Origin of the sequence: Mesorhizobium sp. M0244 (genome assembly GCF_040321795.1) — a bacterium.
GTDB lineage: Bacteria > Pseudomonadota > Alphaproteobacteria > Rhizobiales > Rhizobiaceae > Mesorhizobium.
This window is the reverse complement of record NZ_JAMYSE010000071.1, coordinates 16,412-32,526: the sequence shown is the minus strand read 5'-3', so window position 1 is coordinate 32,526 and position 16,115 is coordinate 16,412. Positions and strand designations below refer to the sequence as shown.

General features: G+C 60.6%; 11 protein-coding genes, 1 tRNA gene and 2 pseudogenes. 9 read left to right on the top strand and 5 right to left on the bottom strand.

Annotated elements, in window-relative coordinates; translation table 11 throughout:
• The 3 genes and pseudogenes from NKJ08_RS28975 to NKJ08_RS28965 all read right to left on the bottom strand — a co-directional run.
• Positions 1-621 (bottom strand): annotated as a pseudogene (locus NKJ08_RS28975) (IS5 family transposase); the annotation flags it as partial.
• Between the two features lie 307 nt (positions 622-928).
• Positions 929-1,225 carry a hypothetical protein gene (locus NKJ08_RS28970; protein ID WP_352528504.1) on the bottom strand — a complete coding sequence of 99 codons (297 nt, stop codon included), beginning with the start codon at positions 1,223-1,225 and terminating at the stop codon, positions 929-931.
• Between the two features lie 44 nt (positions 1,226-1,269).
• Positions 1,270-2,103: a LuxR C-terminal-related transcriptional regulator gene (locus NKJ08_RS28965; protein WP_352528502.1), complete on the bottom strand. Its 834-nt coding sequence runs from the start codon at positions 2,101-2,103 to the stop codon at positions 1,270-1,272.
• A gap of 1,391 nt (positions 2,104-3,494) precedes the next feature.
• Between NKJ08_RS28965 and NKJ08_RS28960 the strand changes: the two genes are divergently transcribed.
• The 5 genes from NKJ08_RS28960 (at position 3,495) to NKJ08_RS28940 (ending at position 8,567) form a co-directional block, all read left to right on the top strand.
• On the top strand, positions 3,495-5,348 hold the full coding sequence (locus NKJ08_RS28960; protein WP_352528500.1) for a polysaccharide biosynthesis/export family protein: 1,854 nt from the start codon (positions 3,495-3,497) through the stop codon (positions 5,346-5,348).
• A gap of 184 nt (positions 5,349-5,532) precedes the next feature.
• Complete coding sequence (locus NKJ08_RS28955; protein WP_352780085.1) at positions 5,533-6,408, top strand: class I SAM-dependent methyltransferase; 876 nt, start codon at positions 5,533-5,535, stop codon at positions 6,406-6,408.
• A 205-nt stretch (positions 6,409-6,613) separates the two neighbouring features.
• Positions 6,614-7,903: a GNAT family N-acetyltransferase gene (locus tag NKJ08_RS28950; protein WP_352528496.1), complete on the top strand. Its 1,290-nt coding sequence runs from the start codon at positions 6,614-6,616 to the stop codon at positions 7,901-7,903.
• Positions 7,904-8,155: 252 nt separating this feature from the next.
• A tRNA-Asn gene (locus NKJ08_RS28945) sits at positions 8,156-8,240 on the top strand.
• A gap of 144 nt (positions 8,241-8,384) precedes the next feature.
• Positions 8,385-8,567 (top strand): PAS domain-containing protein, encoded by a 183-nt coding sequence (locus NKJ08_RS28940; protein ID WP_352528494.1) that lies wholly within the window; start codon positions 8,385-8,387, stop codon positions 8,565-8,567.
• 496 nt (positions 8,568-9,063) lie between these two features.
• Here NKJ08_RS28940 and NKJ08_RS28935 read toward each other — a convergent pair whose 3' ends face one another.
• A complete protein-coding gene (locus tag NKJ08_RS28935; protein WP_352784570.1) occupies positions 9,064-9,231 on the bottom strand; it encodes a hypothetical protein in 168 nt (55 codons plus the stop codon).
• Positions 9,232-9,537: 306 nt separating this feature from the next.
• On the opposite strand from NKJ08_RS28935, the gene NKJ08_RS28930 reads away from it, so the two are divergent.
• From NKJ08_RS28930 to NKJ08_RS28915, 4 genes are all read left to right on the top strand, one after another.
• Entirely contained in the window at positions 9,538-10,149 is a 612-nt protein-coding gene (locus tag NKJ08_RS28930; RefSeq protein WP_352780088.1) for a 4'-phosphopantetheinyl transferase family protein, read from the top strand.
• 298 nt (positions 10,150-10,447) lie between these two features.
• The gene (locus NKJ08_RS28925; protein WP_352528488.1) at positions 10,448-11,476 is read left to right on the top strand and encodes a TubC N-terminal docking domain-related protein; all 1,029 of its coding nucleotides are present in this window, start codon (positions 10,448-10,450) and stop codon (positions 11,474-11,476) included.
• Positions 11,477-11,515: 39 nt separating this feature from the next.
• Positions 11,516-14,491 (top strand): amino acid adenylation domain-containing protein, encoded by a 2,976-nt coding sequence (locus NKJ08_RS28920; protein WP_352528486.1) that lies wholly within the window; start codon positions 11,516-11,518, stop codon positions 14,489-14,491.
• Between the two features lie 78 nt (positions 14,492-14,569).
• Positions 14,570-15,748, top strand: a complete 1,179-nt coding sequence (locus tag NKJ08_RS28915; protein WP_352528484.1) for an acyl-CoA dehydrogenase family protein — start codon at positions 14,570-14,572, stop codon at positions 15,746-15,748.
• A 7-nt stretch (positions 15,749-15,755) separates the two neighbouring features.
• Here the strand turns inward: NKJ08_RS28915 and NKJ08_RS28910 are convergent.
• A pseudogene (locus tag NKJ08_RS28910) lies at positions 15,756-16,069 on the bottom strand (hypothetical protein); the annotation flags it as partial.
• Positions 16,070-16,115 lie beyond the last annotated feature (46 nt).

Genomic DNA, 16,115 nt, shown 5'->3' with positions numbered 1-16,115 from the left:
CCGAGTGGCGATGCGGCGGAAATCCTTGAGGCGCCTGAACATGCGCTCGATGGCGTTGCGCTCGCGGTAGAGGAACGGTGAGAAGCAGTTTTTCCCGCGCCGGTTAGCCTTCGGCGGGATGTTCTGTAGGATCGACACTTGGGCATCTGCTCCAGGAGCAAATCCGCGGCGGTGCAATCGGCCTGGCCGCCGGTCAGAAGGAAAGCGATTGGACGGCATTGGCGATAGGTCAGGGCATGGATCTTCGTGGTTCGCCTACCGCGCGACCGGCCGATCGCCTGATTTTGCTCCCCCTTTTGCCGCCTGAAGCGCAGCGATGCGCCTTCACGGCGGAGGAGTCGATGAGCACCTGTGCCGGCGGTCCGCCAGCCGAGGCCAGGACATGGAAGATGTCGACCCAAACGCCCTTGGCGGCCCATCGGACGAAGCGGTTATAGAGCGTCTTGCGCGGGCCGTAGGTCTTCGGCGCATCGACCCAACGACCCCCGGACTTCAGGACATGCCAATGCCGCTGATGACCCGGCGATCATCAACCCGCGGCTCGCCGCGCGTATCGGTCGGCAGAAGCGCCACGAGCCGCGCGAACTGCTCCTCCGTCAGCCAGAAATGATCGCGATTCATCGTTGGTCTCCCTTTGGAGACCGTGAATCACGAAACCGCTGCCAACGGGCATCCCCCTTATGGGTCCGGACGCTAGTGAAAGTCGGCGGATCTCCGTTGCAGTGAATGGCATCCGGGAACCGCCCGAGATACAGCGGCCCCCGCCCCGGTCTGGTTCGTTGCCCCGAGCTTCCTGATAGTATGCTGTAGGGGGATTTTGGCGGGGTGCTCCGAAGCGCCCGGCTTCGTCGCGATGATCTTGTTGTGCAGTCCTCTGGAAAGGGAAATGCGCGACTTCGGCCAGCTCGGAAGCTGACCGCGATTCGGGTTAACTTCCTGCCGCAGAATCCGCCGATCCATCTGCAGTGTCAGGGAAAGTGTGTCTGGCCACCCATCTTATGGCGTCTTCGATCGTATCGAAATTCTTGTGCTGCCCGCTAAGCAGCCCGAAGCCTGTCTCGAGGAACCATTTGCCCTTCGTGGAGTAGGCTTCCTCGTCGATCTGAGTAAGGACCGCGACCAGTTGGTCCGATTTCCACACCAGAACCCCGGATTCTCCGCCCTCGACCGTTCCGATCCGGGCTTTCGTGAACGAAAATCCAGGAGCAATTTTGGTCTTGCCCACTTGGATGAATCCCTCAACTTCAAAATGGATAGTAAAAAAGGCGGTCACATCGGATGAGTGTTCTTGAGAAGGTGGTACTCCTTTTGTGCTTCAAGTAGCTCTTGCGGATGGGGAGAAGGCTGAGTTGCCGTCTTTTCCGTCCCTGACGGGCCATTGCCAGGAGCGGAAGTGAGCATACCATGGTTCATCGCCCAAACTGCAGCCTGGGTACGGTTGCCGACCCGAATCTTTCGAAGGATGGCCTTCACGTGCACCTTCACCGTCGCTTCGGCGATGTTAATCTTGCGCGCGATTGCTTTGTTAGACTCCCCTCCGATCAAGCAACGTATAATACAATCTTCCCGACTTGACAACATTGACGGTTCTCGATCAGCGTTCTCCATTGTGACAGCCACATTTGTAAACTCATGTACCGCATCATAATTCAGACCACGTCTTATGTCCTGAATAAACGTCGAAGTTTCTGCAGGTAGAACCGTCTGACCTAGCATAACCAATTCGAGAGCTTTGATGAAGGTGTCGTGAGCGGCAACTTTTGTCAAATACGCGTCAGCCCCCGCACGGAGGGCTGAAACTATATCGTGCGGTCGACAGTGATCGGCTAGCGCAACGACATGGCTGGTCGGATAAATCGCTTTAAACTCTGCAATTTGTGCGAATCCAGCATCCGCATCACGACCGTCGACATCCATGATGAGCAAGATGGACCGGTGCTTGGGTAGCGGCTTCTGCAGAAGGTCGTGAACACAAGCCGCAGAGAAAAGAATGCGAAACTTTGCTGCATCCAGAATTAGAACAAGACCCTCTCGGAGTAACTCTCTTGGGCTAACAAGCACTGCTATAAAAGATTTTGTGGTCATCAAGGATTTCGTTGTCATCGTAGCCTCCCCTGACGCATTTGAGGTACGCGCGTCTCGCACGGCGCTCCACGCATAGTTTCTTTTTTGACCAGTTACCTTACGCTAGGAAAACCCTATACAAGAACACCCTCTTTAGGCGTAGGGTAGCATCGTCGAGGGCTACCCCGGTTTCTCAAGCCTGAGGCCTTGGTGAGGGGTGCGAGCCCTGGCTTTCAGCTGCTCCGGGCGGCAGCCAGCACCATAGTGGCGCCGGATGCGCGGGCCGCGAGGGTTGCCGGGCCTTGATCTCCCGTCGGCCGTAGCCGCTGCCGCCGGTCTGGCGCGGGACGGCGCGGCGTCAGGCGGGAGAACCACGGGCCCAGGGGCCGCGCCGCGGCCCATTTTGGGATGACGGCACAGGCCAAGGAGAAGGCGATCTTGACGCGGCGCGCGCTGATCCTGACCAGCGCCCGAGCCTCAGCAGCTTGAGGAGCAACGTGCCACAGCTGGCAGTGGCGACTGAGTGTGGACCAACGCGATGCGGCGCAGCGCCCACAACAGCACGGAAGCACGGATGCCTTCCGGGCATCGAAATGGGCGATGGTCTGCCGAGCCGCTCCTTGCGTTGCACCTGCGGTGAGCAATAGAGGAGTTGCCTGGCGCGGCCCCTGGGGCGGCCCATATCGGGGCAGCACTGCCGGGGAAGTCCTTTGGCAGGGGCCGGAATTCGATCCTGGTGAGATCCGGCGAGAGAAATGAGTGAGGCGGGCCAGTTCTGCTATTGCTACCTCGGTAGGATTGCCAAGGTTGACGGCCTCGTCGAGGTCGCCTCTTCATTCATCAGGCGAGTCAAGCCGTCGATCAGGTCATCGACGTAGCAGAATGATCGGAGCCGGAGATCGTGATCGACTCGTTTCTCCAGGGCCTGGACGACGAAGTTGGAGACGGCCAGCCATTCTACGAATGCATATTGGGGCCGCAGGGGGTTCGAGACGCTGCGTCGGACCACTATTTCCGGCTCTTCGTTGCGCTCGATCGCCTTTGTCCCGTTTGCTATCAAAGAGGTTCTCCTTCAGCGCAGCAATCTGCTCATTGGACGAGTTCGCCGGAGGGGGTGTCTATCCAGAAGGAGTGCCTACAAAGGGATAGTTGTGCCGCTAGCGGTGAAGGGTCACGATAAGGCAGAGCCTTCCTCGTTTCGACCGATGCTCGCCACTTCGGGACGGGCTGGCCACCATTGAAAGTGAAAGCCACGCGCCATGGCCATGGATGCAAAATACAATTCCGAGCCCGTCACTCCCTCATCACAGGCGGCCCGCCGCAGGGGAATGAAGGCGGTCCTGCTTGTCTTGGGGGTCTTCGGGGTCGCCGTCCTGGGAGCGGGAGCGGTTAGAAACTGGGAGCCCATCGAGGTTGTTTCCAGAGCCGTAATGGAGAAGGTCGAGGATGCCTCCGCGGCCATGATGCAGAAGGTCGAGGATGCCTCCGGAGCCGTAATGGAGAAGGTCGAAGATGCCTCCGCAGCCGTGCTGCAGAAGGTCGAAGATGCCTCCGCAGCCGTGGTGCAGAAGGTCAAGGACGCCTCCGCAGCCGTGGTGCAGAAGGTCAAGGACGCCTCCGGAACCGTGGTGCCGAGGGTCCAGGATGTCTCCGAAGCCGTGGTGCAGAGGGTCGAGGATGTCTCCGAAGCCGTGGTGCAGAGGGTCGAGGATGTCTCCGGAGCCGTGGTGCAGAAGGTGTCTGCTGCTATCGATAGCTGGCAAGAGCAGCCGGGCCACGCCACGGCCGAACCCTCCCGTGCGATCGTGTCGGGACCGGATGCGTCGGCCGCGACGTTCGTCGAACGGAGCGCCGTCCCTGCGGTCCCCACCAGTGCCGAGCCCCCCCAAACCCTCACCACGGGACCGGATGCATCGGCCGCGGCGTCGGTCGAGCGGAGCGTCGTCCCTGCCGTCCCCACCAGTGCCGAGCGCCCCAAATCCCTCAGCAAGGCGCCAGGCATGCCAACCGGAGCCCTGTTTGGCGTCGGCGACCGCCTCAAGGTCGCATTCTACGAGCGCGTCGACGTCGAGGAAGACAAGTGGGGGGGCGCGTCCTCGGCCTTGCGCGGCATCCTGCAGCGTCCGGAACTGAGCGGCGAATATATTGTCCAAGAGGACGGCACGATTTCCGTGCCCTTGCTTGGCTCCATTCCGGTCGCCAACCGGTCGACGCAACAGGTACAGGCCGACCTGGTGGAAACCTTCAATCAACTGCTGGGCCGCGAGGGACTGGTCAACATCCTGCCGCTGGAGCGCCCGCCCATTTACGTGCTGGGGCCGGTCAAGAATCCAGGCTCGTTCAAGTACGCGGCCGGCATGACGATCCTGCACGCGATCGCGCTGGCCGGCGGACTCGACCGGGCCGAGAGCGAGCCGTGGCAGAAGATCGAAGCCGTGCGTGAGACCCAGAAGCGGAGCGGGGCGATCGATGCCATGTTGAAGTTGCTCGCGCGCACGGCGGTGCTGAAGGCCGAACGCGACGGTACGGCACCCATTATCCCGCGCCAGTTGCTGGAACTGGCCGGCGCGACCGAAGCTGCCAACCTCGTCAACGAGCAGAGCGAGCGGCGCAAGGCCGTCGCCACGGCCCGCAAGGATCGCGAGCGCGCGAACCTGCGTGCGCTCGAGGCGGCTAAGCAGGATGTTGTCGCTTATGGGCGCATGAAGTCGCTCGACGAACTCGTCAAGCTGCGCCAGGAGCGCGTCAACAGCATGCGCACGCTCGTGGACCGCAAAGTTCTCAGCATGACGGTGATGGATCAGATCCAGAGTGAGTTGTCCGACGCGGAACAGCGTCGGCAGGACGCCCTTAACCAGTACGCAAGCGCCAAGCAGCGCCTCGCTTCGCTGGAGTCTGACGTGTTGCGGACCCGGGCCGACCTCAGGAACGATCTGGAGATTGAGATCGAGACCACGGAGAGCCAGATCGCGGCCAATGTGCGCGAGTTGAACGCCAGCGAAGGCGTCCTGTACACGTTGCCGATGACCCCCGTCCAGTTTGCTAAGGACGCGAACAGCGCAACCTATCAAATCGTGCGGCAATCGGCAGCCGGGCCGGTCAGCATCGAGTCCGTCGGGATGACCCTGTTGCGGCCAGGCGACCTCGTCAACATCATCGTGGGCGAAAGCGAGCCAAGAGAGCCGGCCGGTTCGCCGGTCCCGACCTCGTCGCCGACCGGCGAGAGCTGGCCGGCCGCGTCGAACCCCAACGATGTCGAGCCTTCCCGCGTGGTGAGGGAGTAGGATCGGTCCGAATTGATGCCCGGCAAGGAGATTGGTCTGCATGGCTGGCCTGCGTAGATGAACTCGTCGGGACGAAGTGGGAAGCGAAACGACCACTCGCCGTCGCCGACAGCCTGAACCGCTTTATGAACGAGCATGTCCGCCTCCGCTCAGGAGTTCGGATCACTGACAAAGGTGCAGTGAGATGACATCGAACGCGATACAGGTGCCCATCAAGCGGGATTGGTCAAAGATTTCGGAATTTTGTCACGACGCGCGCACGCCCGAGCGGATATTTGCGCACTATCAAATCGAGAAAGCTCTGGCTGCTCAGCTGCTGAATTCAGATCAAGACGCTCGGCTCAGCCTCTATGCTGAAGTGTACGGCAAGCTTTTCACTTCCCTCGAAGATCATCCCCAAAATAGGAATGAATACAGAGACGATCGTATAGTCAATCTTCAGACCGCCCTTCTAAGAACGCTTATCCAGAAAGGCGCGCGCTTCGGCGAATTGGGGGCTGGCGATTGTAAGCTTAGCCTCAGCATGTGCAATCATTGCTCATCAGTAAACGCAATCGACGTAACTGACGCGTTACTGCCGCCTGGAGAGAAGCCCGCCAATTTTCAATTCGTCAAGATCGATGGTATTCATCTACCTTTCGCCGATGATAGTCTCGATTTTATGTTCAGCGATCAGTTGATGGAGCACCTCCACCCCGATGACGCAGTAAGGCAGCTTTCTGAGGTATATCGTGTTCTTTCACCCGGCGGTGCTTACTATTGCATCACTCCAAACGCCGTCACGGGTCCTCACGACATTTCGGTATACTTTGACAACGTTGCATGTGGATTCCACCTGAAGGAATATAGCTATCGTGAGCTGTCACGCGCGTTTACGGGGATTGGCCTTCGAAAGCAGGCTGTGCTGTTCGGCCATGGGGCCGTTAATGTGCTCGTTCCTGCCAAAATTGGGATCATGCTCGAAATGGTCATGCAACGAGTTTGGCGGGGGCGATCGAGACCCACTTCGAATTCGGTTCTTCGGCACCTGATGGGGATTCGCCTGCTCGGCTATAAATGAGAGCGCGAGCCGCCGCGGTTCGAGACAATGCCTGGGAACTCCGTTCGGTGGTCGGGGCCGCTCTAAAGGGGGCCGTGTGAAGCGCTCGCTCGTACTGCTCCAGCAGGCACAGACTAGCTCTCCGTGAGTAGTCACGAATAGGGTCTTCACTTTTGGCGCCTCCCGACATGAAGTCTTCTCCAAACAGGAAAACCCCGAGTGCTCCATGGACGAACAGCAGCGCGCAGCGAGGATACTCCTGGCATTCCCGCCGCAATGCGCAAAGTATCAGGAAGATGGTTGTATATCAGGACCTCTTGATGTCTCAGCCGTCGATGTGGAACCCTATCGCGTGGCTTCAGTAGAACAAGCCATGCGCCAGGATACGGTCATCGACGTTACCGTGGAGGCGTTGCCGGACATCGCGAGACTCGAGACCGCTTGGAGGGAGCTCGAAGCGCGAGCAACTCACTCATTCTATCTGTCCTGGCTCTGGATCGGAACTTGGCTGCGGCATCTGCCGGGGGGCGCGCAACCACATGTTCTAGTCGCTCGGACGTCAAGCAGGATCGTTGGGTTGGCGATTATTTGCCGGCGGAGGGCGTGGAGTTTCGGGCGGCATGCGCGGGCGCGTTGGCTGCTCAATGAAACCGGAGATGTTCGATTCGATCGATTGTTCATCGAGTACAACGATATTCTTGCGGAGCGATCCCTGGCCGATGCCACTCGAGTGGCATGCGTCGATGCCTTGGCGCATCACTTGCGCCGCTCTGACCAACTGGTGCTCTCCGGAATTGATCCGGACTTCGAGTCGGCCGCTTGTCGCACCGCGGGCCGGGCCGGGCTCCTGACCGAGGTGAAAGCAGAAGATACGGCACGGTGGATCGATTTCGCCAAAGTCCGCCAGAAAGGCGCAAATTACCGCGCCACATTGGGCCGCAATACTCGCCAAGCGGTAAGCCGTGCCATGCGGTTATATGCGGAACGCGGCCCCATTGCGTTCCGGACTGTCGAAGTGACATCGGAGGCGCTCGCCGCGTTTGATTTGCTCGCCGAGCTTCATCAGGCGCGATGGGGACGCAGGGGAGCCTTTGCCAACCCGAGCTTCCGTCGATTTCACGAGGAGCTCATTACGCGCGGCGTTCCCACGGGGACCGTCCGCATCTCACGGACGTTGGCCGGGGACCAGACAGTTGGGGTCCTGTACAATTTCGTGTATGACGGCCGTGTTCTCAACTATCAAAGCGGCTTTCTTTATGAGCGCGATGGCCGGCTCAAGCCTGGGCTTATCAGCCATGTGCTGGCTATTGAGGACAGCATCGGACGCGGGGAGTGCGGCTACGATTTTCTGGCAGGCTTCGCCGGGCACAAGTCCCACCTGGCTAATGCGGAGCATCCCATGAAGTGGATCGCAATAGGCAGAGACAGTCCAGAGCGCCGCATCGAGGCACAGCTGCGCGGTGCCAAGCGGGTGCTAGGGACCATTGCTGCTCACATGAAGCAGGCCGCGGCTTGAAGCGTCGACCGAAAAAACGGAGCCGCCACTTTATATCAAGTATTGGGGCAGGTTCTTGGACAATCGATCGGCGGGTTCGGCCCTTCGGCAGGCGAGGACCAAGGGGAGGTTGGATTTGTCTGCGTTATGCGATGTGACCGTCGTCGGTGCTGGCCACTTTGGACTATCGGTAGTGCCGGATAAGTACAGCGCGTATTCCGTTCAATTCGGGATCAGAGCACCAGTTCGCGCGGCGGGCTCTCTAATCTATGTTTCAGCGTGGCGGAATTGGTAGACGCACCGCACCGTTAATGCGACGCCGAAAGGCTTGTAGGTTCGACTCCTACCGCTGGAGCCATAGATTACAAGTAGCCGCGTAGCCACCATATTAAGTCGTTGAATAAGGGCCTTTCGGCCCCCTTCTGCCCTGCAGGAGTACCCTTGGTCCACCTGATCCGCCGCCGGCAGGGCGAGGTTCACCGCAGCGGCCGCGGCGCTCGTGATGCAGCAGCTGGAGCTGCGCCGCAGCGAGATCGCCCGCGGGACGATGATGGGCTTTGCCGGCGCCACGGAGCTTGCGATCCTCACCATCGACGTCCACGGCGTCATCCGGTTCGCCAACCATGCGGCCGGCGCGCTGTTTGGCTGGGACCTTGCGGAGATGATCGGGCACCGATCGACATGATCGTCCCCCGGGCGGCTGCGCAACGCCCACAATGCGGGACTGGCGCGCGTCGCCCGCGGCGGCCGAATCCAAGCTCGTCGGAAAGACGGTCGAGATCGCCGCCCGCCTCGCCCGCCTCTCTCCGCGTGCCTCCACCGCCGAGCAGGACGCCAGCCGGGACCGCTGTGGAACCAAGCCGAATCGGCGATGTTCGAACGGGACTGGCGATGCGGACCTATTGAGAACCGATCAATTACTCAAAAGAGGTAATCCGAATTGGATCTTTACGACGGCGCTATCGCGTCGTCCCCAGTAACCAAGTCTTCCATAAGGCATAAAGGCCTCGCGGACAGGCCGGGAGGCTTCCGTCGTCCAGCAGCAAAAGCCCATCGCCAGGCGGTCACTCGGCCGCACAAGCGAAGGCGCGGAGATTGCTTTGATCTGATCTAATTCCGCATCCAGGTAACTGCTCTTAGGCAAAACCCGGCGCAGCAGCCTTGCTCGTCAGAGCAGGAGATCATTCGAGCGCCAGTTCATTGTCAATCCGGCAACAAAAATTTGGCAGTTTCGCCTCCACCAGACCCCTTGCGAGCAGCAGCATGTCTGGTTCTTTTGATGTAGCCCATCCATACATCAAAATATCCACCAGGCGCTCCTTGCTTTCGTCCTTACGTGGTTGTTCCATCAGGGAAATCCGCACGAATGGCGCTGCCGTTCATTAGAAAGAATTGCACTTCTGCGCATGAGCGCTCCCAGCGATCGGAATCCACGTATGACTTCTGACTGCTGCCCTGAGTTCGACTTGATCCAATTTTCTGGCGCGGGCGGGGACGATCGCCATGGCGCATTGGGCGCGAGCTGGAATTTTCATGCTGTCTCGGGACATCGATTAATTCGACCCGTCAGATTCGGCGTCAGTCAGCCTCTTGCGGAGCCGGCACCGCCCCCTCCAAACTTTTTGGATAAAGTCGAGCTGAGACCCGGGATCATAATGCCGGTTCTCGAGAATGATGGTTTGGAGGTCCTGGCATTCATGCTCGATGCGGAGCAGAACGTCATCCGCGAGATAGGCGTTTGCCTCAACGAAGAGGAACGTCGGCGCGCCGAGGGGTTGAGACTGGAGCCGGACCGCCGCCGCTATGTCGCTAGCCGTGGGCAGCTGCGTCGGGTCCTCGCCTCCAAACTGGGAATCTCGCCGTCCGACGTCGAACTGGAATATGGACGCCTAGGCAAACCCCACCTCTCGCACCGCATGCCTGCTCGCGATTTGCGCTTCAGCGTCTCGCGATCCGGAGATGTGGCGGTCGTCGCCCTCTCGACCAGGCAGGAGGTCGGGGTGGACATCGAGGCAGTTCTCCCTGTGCCCGAAGCGGACGAGATCGCAGCGCATTGCTTTTCCGCCTCCGAGTATGGGTCCTACACCGCCCTTGGTCCGGAAGACCGGCTGGAAGGCTTCCTCCGGCGCTGGACCCGGCTGGAGGCTATCTCTAAGGCCCTGGGGTGCGGCTTAGGACAGCCCCTTTCTTGGGATGAAAGGGAATGGGCTGTCCGTAGGTTCGTACCGAAAGCTGGCTACATCGGGACCGTGGTAGTCCGGAATTGAGTGGTAGTCCGGAATTGAAGTGCCCGCGATGCCATAATTCACTTACGATGCACTGCGGATAAACGAGGAGCTCAACCAATTCCATTGGACTGCACGCAAGTTCATTCGAACCGGACTTGTTTCCCACACTTCGCGGTGGGTCGCGGTTGAGAACACGGGACAGCGCTTCACTGACATGTCCCAGGCGTATGGAGAAAGAGCGGCGGTTTCATCGATGAAACCGTCGTGCTGGAGGAACTGGGACGCGGGAACCACTTCGGCTCCGTCGTGAATCAGGAAGAAAGTGATCGGAAGGCCTATGTCGGCGGAAGTGATGCAGTTCCCGGAGCTTCTCGCAGACCTCGCGGTCAAGGACATCAAGGTCTGGGTAGAGGGCGACCGGCTGCGGTGCAACGCCCCAGCTGGCGCACTGACGGCGGAGTTTCGCGACCAGTTGCGGGACCGGAAGGGCGAGATCATCGCGTTTCTGAATATGGCCACGGCGGCGGCCCGGCAACAGCCGGCAATCATTCCCCTGCAGTCTCGCGGAACACGCACGCCCATTTACGCCGTACCCGGGCATATCGGGGCGCCCTTCTCATTCTCGGACCTGTCGAAGCACCTGGGCGGCGATCAACCGTTTTACGCACTCCAACCGTCTGGCTTCGATGGGCAGAGCGAGCCGATGGACCGCGTCGAAGATATCGCCGAGTACTTCGCCCGCCAGATCGTCGAATATCAGCCCACCGGTCCGTACGTCATCGCCGGTTACTGCTCCGGCGCTGCAACCGCTTTCGAACTGGCGAAAACGCTGGGTCAACGCGGAGCGGAGGTCCCCTGCATAGCGCTGTTTGGCCCTCTTCATCCCACCACCTATAAGGAATTGCCGCGTCTGCTGTATTTCTTTGCCAGGCGGAGCGCCGATTCGTTGCTGCGAGAGATGGCGAAGCTGCCGACATTCGGCGCCCGTCTCCGATATTTCGGCAGTCGCCTCCGCAATCTCGGCGAGCGCGTCCGCGCCCTCGTGCCCCTCGTTCGCAAAAGCAAAGAGCCTGTCACGACAGATCCGGTGCTGGCGAGCAGAGCTCGACTCAAATCGACGGCGATCACGGCTTTGCGGCGGTACATTCCCACTCCGTATTCTGGTCGAGTATGCATATTTCTTCCGAACAAGGCCTGGCTGCGATCGGGTGCAGCACCGCACCGGTGGCTTCGAGTGGTGCCCCATGCCGAATTTTATTTCGGGCCCGAGGACTGCAACGGTCCCCTTATGCTGGAGGATCCGGACGCGCCTGCCATCGCAGAGCTTTATCGCCAGGCAACCCAAAAAGCTGAACGATTGACGTGATTTGATTTTTTGATTTCCGCAATGGGGAGCGTATATCTCATGAATGAAGTCCTTCCTATCGCGGCGGAGGGCGTAGCGCTTCCCCTGCTGAAAGATGCCGATCATCAGGCGCTGGTTGTCGAGTACAACGCCACGGCAGCGCCCTACCCGTCGGACAGGACGATCATCGATCTCTTCCGCGACCAGGCGACGCGTAGTCCTGACGCTGAAGCGATCCGCTTCGGCGATGCAACGCTGACGTACCAGCAGCTCAACGAACGCTCCAACCAGATGGCCACGCATCTGACGTCGACCGGCGTGGGGCCGGGTCGGATTGCCGTTGTGTTCATGGAGCACTCCATTGAAGTCGTCGTCGCGATCTTAGGCGTCCTGAAGTCCGGCGCAGCCTATGTGCCGGTGGATGCGGCAACGCCGAAGGGGCGTCTCGCAACAATCCTGAAGGACATTGCCAACGGGACCGACGGGCGGGCGCCGGTGGCGATCACTCAGGCGCGCCTGCAATCCGTCATTTCCCCGAACCTTGCCGACATTTTCGTGCTCGACGCCGATTTCGGGTCGATTTTGAATCAGCCGGACTCGACCGGACCGTCCGCTGCCACTCCGGACGGCGCCGCCTATATCATCTTCACCTCCGGCTCGACCGGCACGCCCAAGGGCGTCGTGATCGAGCACAGGAATCTGGTGAACTACATCGGGTGGGCCGCTCGGGTGTACAGTTCCGGCGAACGTCTCGGATGGCCCCTTTTTTCATCCCTCGCCTTCGACCTGACCGTCACGACGCTCTTCACGCCACTCATCACCGGCGGCCGCATCGTGGTCTATCTTGGTGATCCCGGAGTCCAGAGCATGGTCGTGCTCAAGGTCATCGACGACAATGCCGTCGATATCATGAAGCTGACGCCGGCGCATCTCGCGATGATCCGCGACCGCAATCTTGAGACCACAAGGCTGCGCAAGTTCATCGTGGGTGGCGAGGACTTCAAGACCGAGTTGGCTCGCGATATCACGAAAGCCATCCCCCATCCTATCGAGGTCTACAACGAGTACGGACCAACCGAAGCCACTGTGGGCTGCATGATTCACCGTTTCGACATCGACCGGGATCAATCCGCATCGGTGCCGATCGGCGTTCCGGCCGCCAATGCGGGCATCTACGTCCTCAACAAGGCACATCAGCCCACCGCCCCCGGCATCATCGGTGAGATGTTCATTGCCGGCGACGGTCTCGCGAGAGGCTATTTCAATCGCCCTGACCTGACCGACGAGCGTTTCCTCACGGCCATCGATCCCCGAGATGGGTTTTCGAAGCTGCGGCTGTACAAGACGGGCGATCTCGCCCGCTGGAACTCGGAAAGGCGCCTGGACTTTCTCGGCCGCGCAGATCATCAGGTGAAGGTTGGTGGCGCGCGTGTCGAGCTGGGCGAGATCGAAGCCCGGCTTCTGCAGCACCCGCACGTTCAGGAATGCGCTGTCGCTGCCATCGCCACCTCGGTGGCGAAACCAGCGGTACAAGTGCGTTATTGCGAACGGTGCGGTGTTGCGTCCGGCCTGCCCGGCACGACGTTCAATGCGGCAGGCGTCTGCAATCTATGCCGGGCCTTCGACACCTATGTCGACAAGGCGCAGACCTATTTCAAGACATCGGATGACCTCCAGGTTCTCATCGCGGAGATGCAGGCTAACCGGAGGGGACCTTACGACTGCATCGTGCTGTTGAGCGGCGGCAAAGACAGCAGTTTTATGCTGTGCAAGCTCGTCGCCATGGGGGTGAAGCCGCTTACCTTCACCCTCGACAACGGTTTCATTTCGGAAGGAGCCAAGGCCAATATCAGGCGGCTCGTGAATTCCCTCGGCGTGGATCACCACTGGGGAAGCACGCCGCATATGAACGAGATCTTCGTCGACAGCCTGAAACGCTTCGCGAACGTCTGCAACGGCTGCTTCAAGACGATCTACACCCTGGCCACGAACGTCGCCCGCGAACGAGGGATCGGGTACATCGTGACTGGGTTGTCCCGCGGCCAGTTCTTTGAGACGCGCCTGACCGAGGAGGTCTTCAAGCGGGACGACTACGATCCGGCCCGTCTGGACGCGCTCATCGCCGAGGCGCGCAAGGAGTATCACCGCCGCGAGGATGCTGTGTCGCGCTATCTCGACGTGGATGCCTTCCGGAACGACTCAGTATTCGAGGAAGTGAAGTTCATCGACTTCTACCGCTACTGGAGCGTCCCTCTGGAGGACATGCTCGACTTCCTGAAGACGCAGGCGGGATGGGATCGGCCTGCGGATACAGGACGCTCCACGAACTGCCTCATCAACGATGTCGGCATCTACGTTCATAAGAAGCAGCGGGGACATCACAACTACGCCCTTCCCTACAGCTGGGATGTGCGTCTCGGCCAGAAGACCCGCGATGAAGCCATTGACGAACTCAACGACGAGCTGGACCTACCCCGCATCAAGGAGATTATGGCCCAAATCGGCTATGTCGAACCGCCAGCGGCCGAAGACGGCATCGCACGACTTGTGGCCTACTATGTCTCGTCGAAACCCCTGACCGTGGCGGACCTGCGCACCCACCTCGCCGAAGAACTCTTGGAGTCCATGATTCCGACGCAGTATATTCGCCTCGAACGGATGCCGCTCACGTCCAACGGCAAGATCGACCGCTCTGCGCTTCCCGAGCCGACGGCGGAAAACATCCAGCCTGCACAAGAGTTCGCCGCCCCCTCGACGGAGACCGAGAAGACGCTGGCCGCGCTGTGGTGCGATCTCCTCAAGGTCGAGTCGATCGGCCGTGACGACAACTTCTTCGGCCTGGGTGGGCACTCGCTCCTGGTGATGCGGGCGGTGTCGCGCATGCGGGGGAGCTTCGGCGTCGACGTGCAGCTTCGCAACCTCTTCGAGCGCCCGACAGTGGCCGGACTGGCGGAAGTGATCGACGGAATGCTCTGGGTGGCCGATTCCAGAGCCCCTTCAGTCTCGGAAGGACCGAGAGAGGAAATCGAACTCTAGCTTACCGGAAGGCCTCCGAATGGCCTTGGGGTACCAATCCGGACGGAAGCTTTTGCGTTGGACTGCATAGCAGAGCGGATGAAGATGATGGACAAAGCTTGGGTACCGGCGCGAGGACCGGGGCTGCCTTGGGCGGCGGGGGAGTATGAGCTCTTACGCGACCAGGTGCGCCGGTTCGTCGAGGAGGAGATCAAGCCCCGTGCGGATCGCTGGGAGGAGGACGGGTTCATTCCCCGTCCGATCCTGCGCCGCATGGGTGAACTCGGCTTCTTCGGCATCCGCTACCCGGCCGAGTACGGTGGTGCCGAGATGGACGCGGTCGCATCCACCATCTTCGCCGAGGAGCTCGGGCGCTCGACCTATGGCGGCGTCGCAAGCGCGACGCTGGTCCATACCGACATGGCTTCCGTGCATGTCTTTCACGACGGGACCAAAGCCCAGCGCGCCCGCTGGATGCCGGGCATTATCAGCGGCGAGGTGATCACCGCGGTCGCCATCACGGAGCCGGATGCGGGCTCGGACGTGAAGGCCATCCGCACGCGCGCCCGCCGAGAGGGCGACTCTTACGTCCTCGACGGCACGAAGCTCTACATCACGAATGGCGTCCACGCGGATCTCTACTGCGTCGCCGCCAAGACCGATCCCTCGGCAGGAAGCCACGGGATCACGATGTTCCTCGTCGAGAAGGGCACGCCAGGCTTCAGCGTCGCCCGCGAGCTGGACAAGCACGGCTGGCGCTCCTCCGATACGGCGGAGCTCGTCTTCGACGGTTGCCGTATCCCCGCCGAGAACGTGCTCGGCGGGGAGGGACAGGGCTTCTACTCCATCATGCGCAACTTCCAGAACGAGCGCCTTGTGCTCGCCGGCATGGCGATAGGGGCGGCCGAGGCGGCGATCGATATGACCCTCGCCTGGGTGAAAGCTCGCCGCGCATTCGGGGGCGTCCTATGGGACATGCAGGCGATCCGTGAACGTCTTGCTATGCTCTCTGCGAAGGTGGAGGCAGGCCGCCAGTTTCTCTATGCCACCGCTTGGCGCATGGCGGCGGACGAAGATTGCCTGCGCGAGGTTTCGATGGTGAAGGCCATCTGCGGCGAACTCGTCAACGAGGTCACGTATACGTGCGTGCAGTTCCACGGCGCTATGGGCCTCATGCGCGAGAGCCCGATCGAGCGCCTAGCGCGTGACGCCCGCGTCCTATCCATCGGCGGCGGCGCGACGGAGGTGATGCTGGAGGTGGTCGCGTCGATGTCGTGAGCCAATGCGGCAGTGAGGACATCGCTCCGGCGTTGATTGTAGGCGGGCTGCGTGAAGGGCTCTTCGCACGGCGGGTAGGGTTGGCTGAGGGGGGTCCTTTGGCTGTTCTTTTTCCTCCACACCGCTCTCAGGCGGCGGCGCTGGAGGAAAGCATAAGCGATCATCGTCATGAGCGCGTGTCGATGCAGGCCCTGCCAGGAGCGGCTCTCTAAGTGGTCGAGGCCGAAGCGGCCCGTCGGCAATGCGGATGCGAAGCGCCGCGAATCTGGCGGTCAACGGCCTTTTTGTTCCGGTGCGCCAGCTCAGTTCCGTCCAGATGGCCGCCACATCCGCATCGCCTCCAAACGCATTATGGCCGCCATGGACG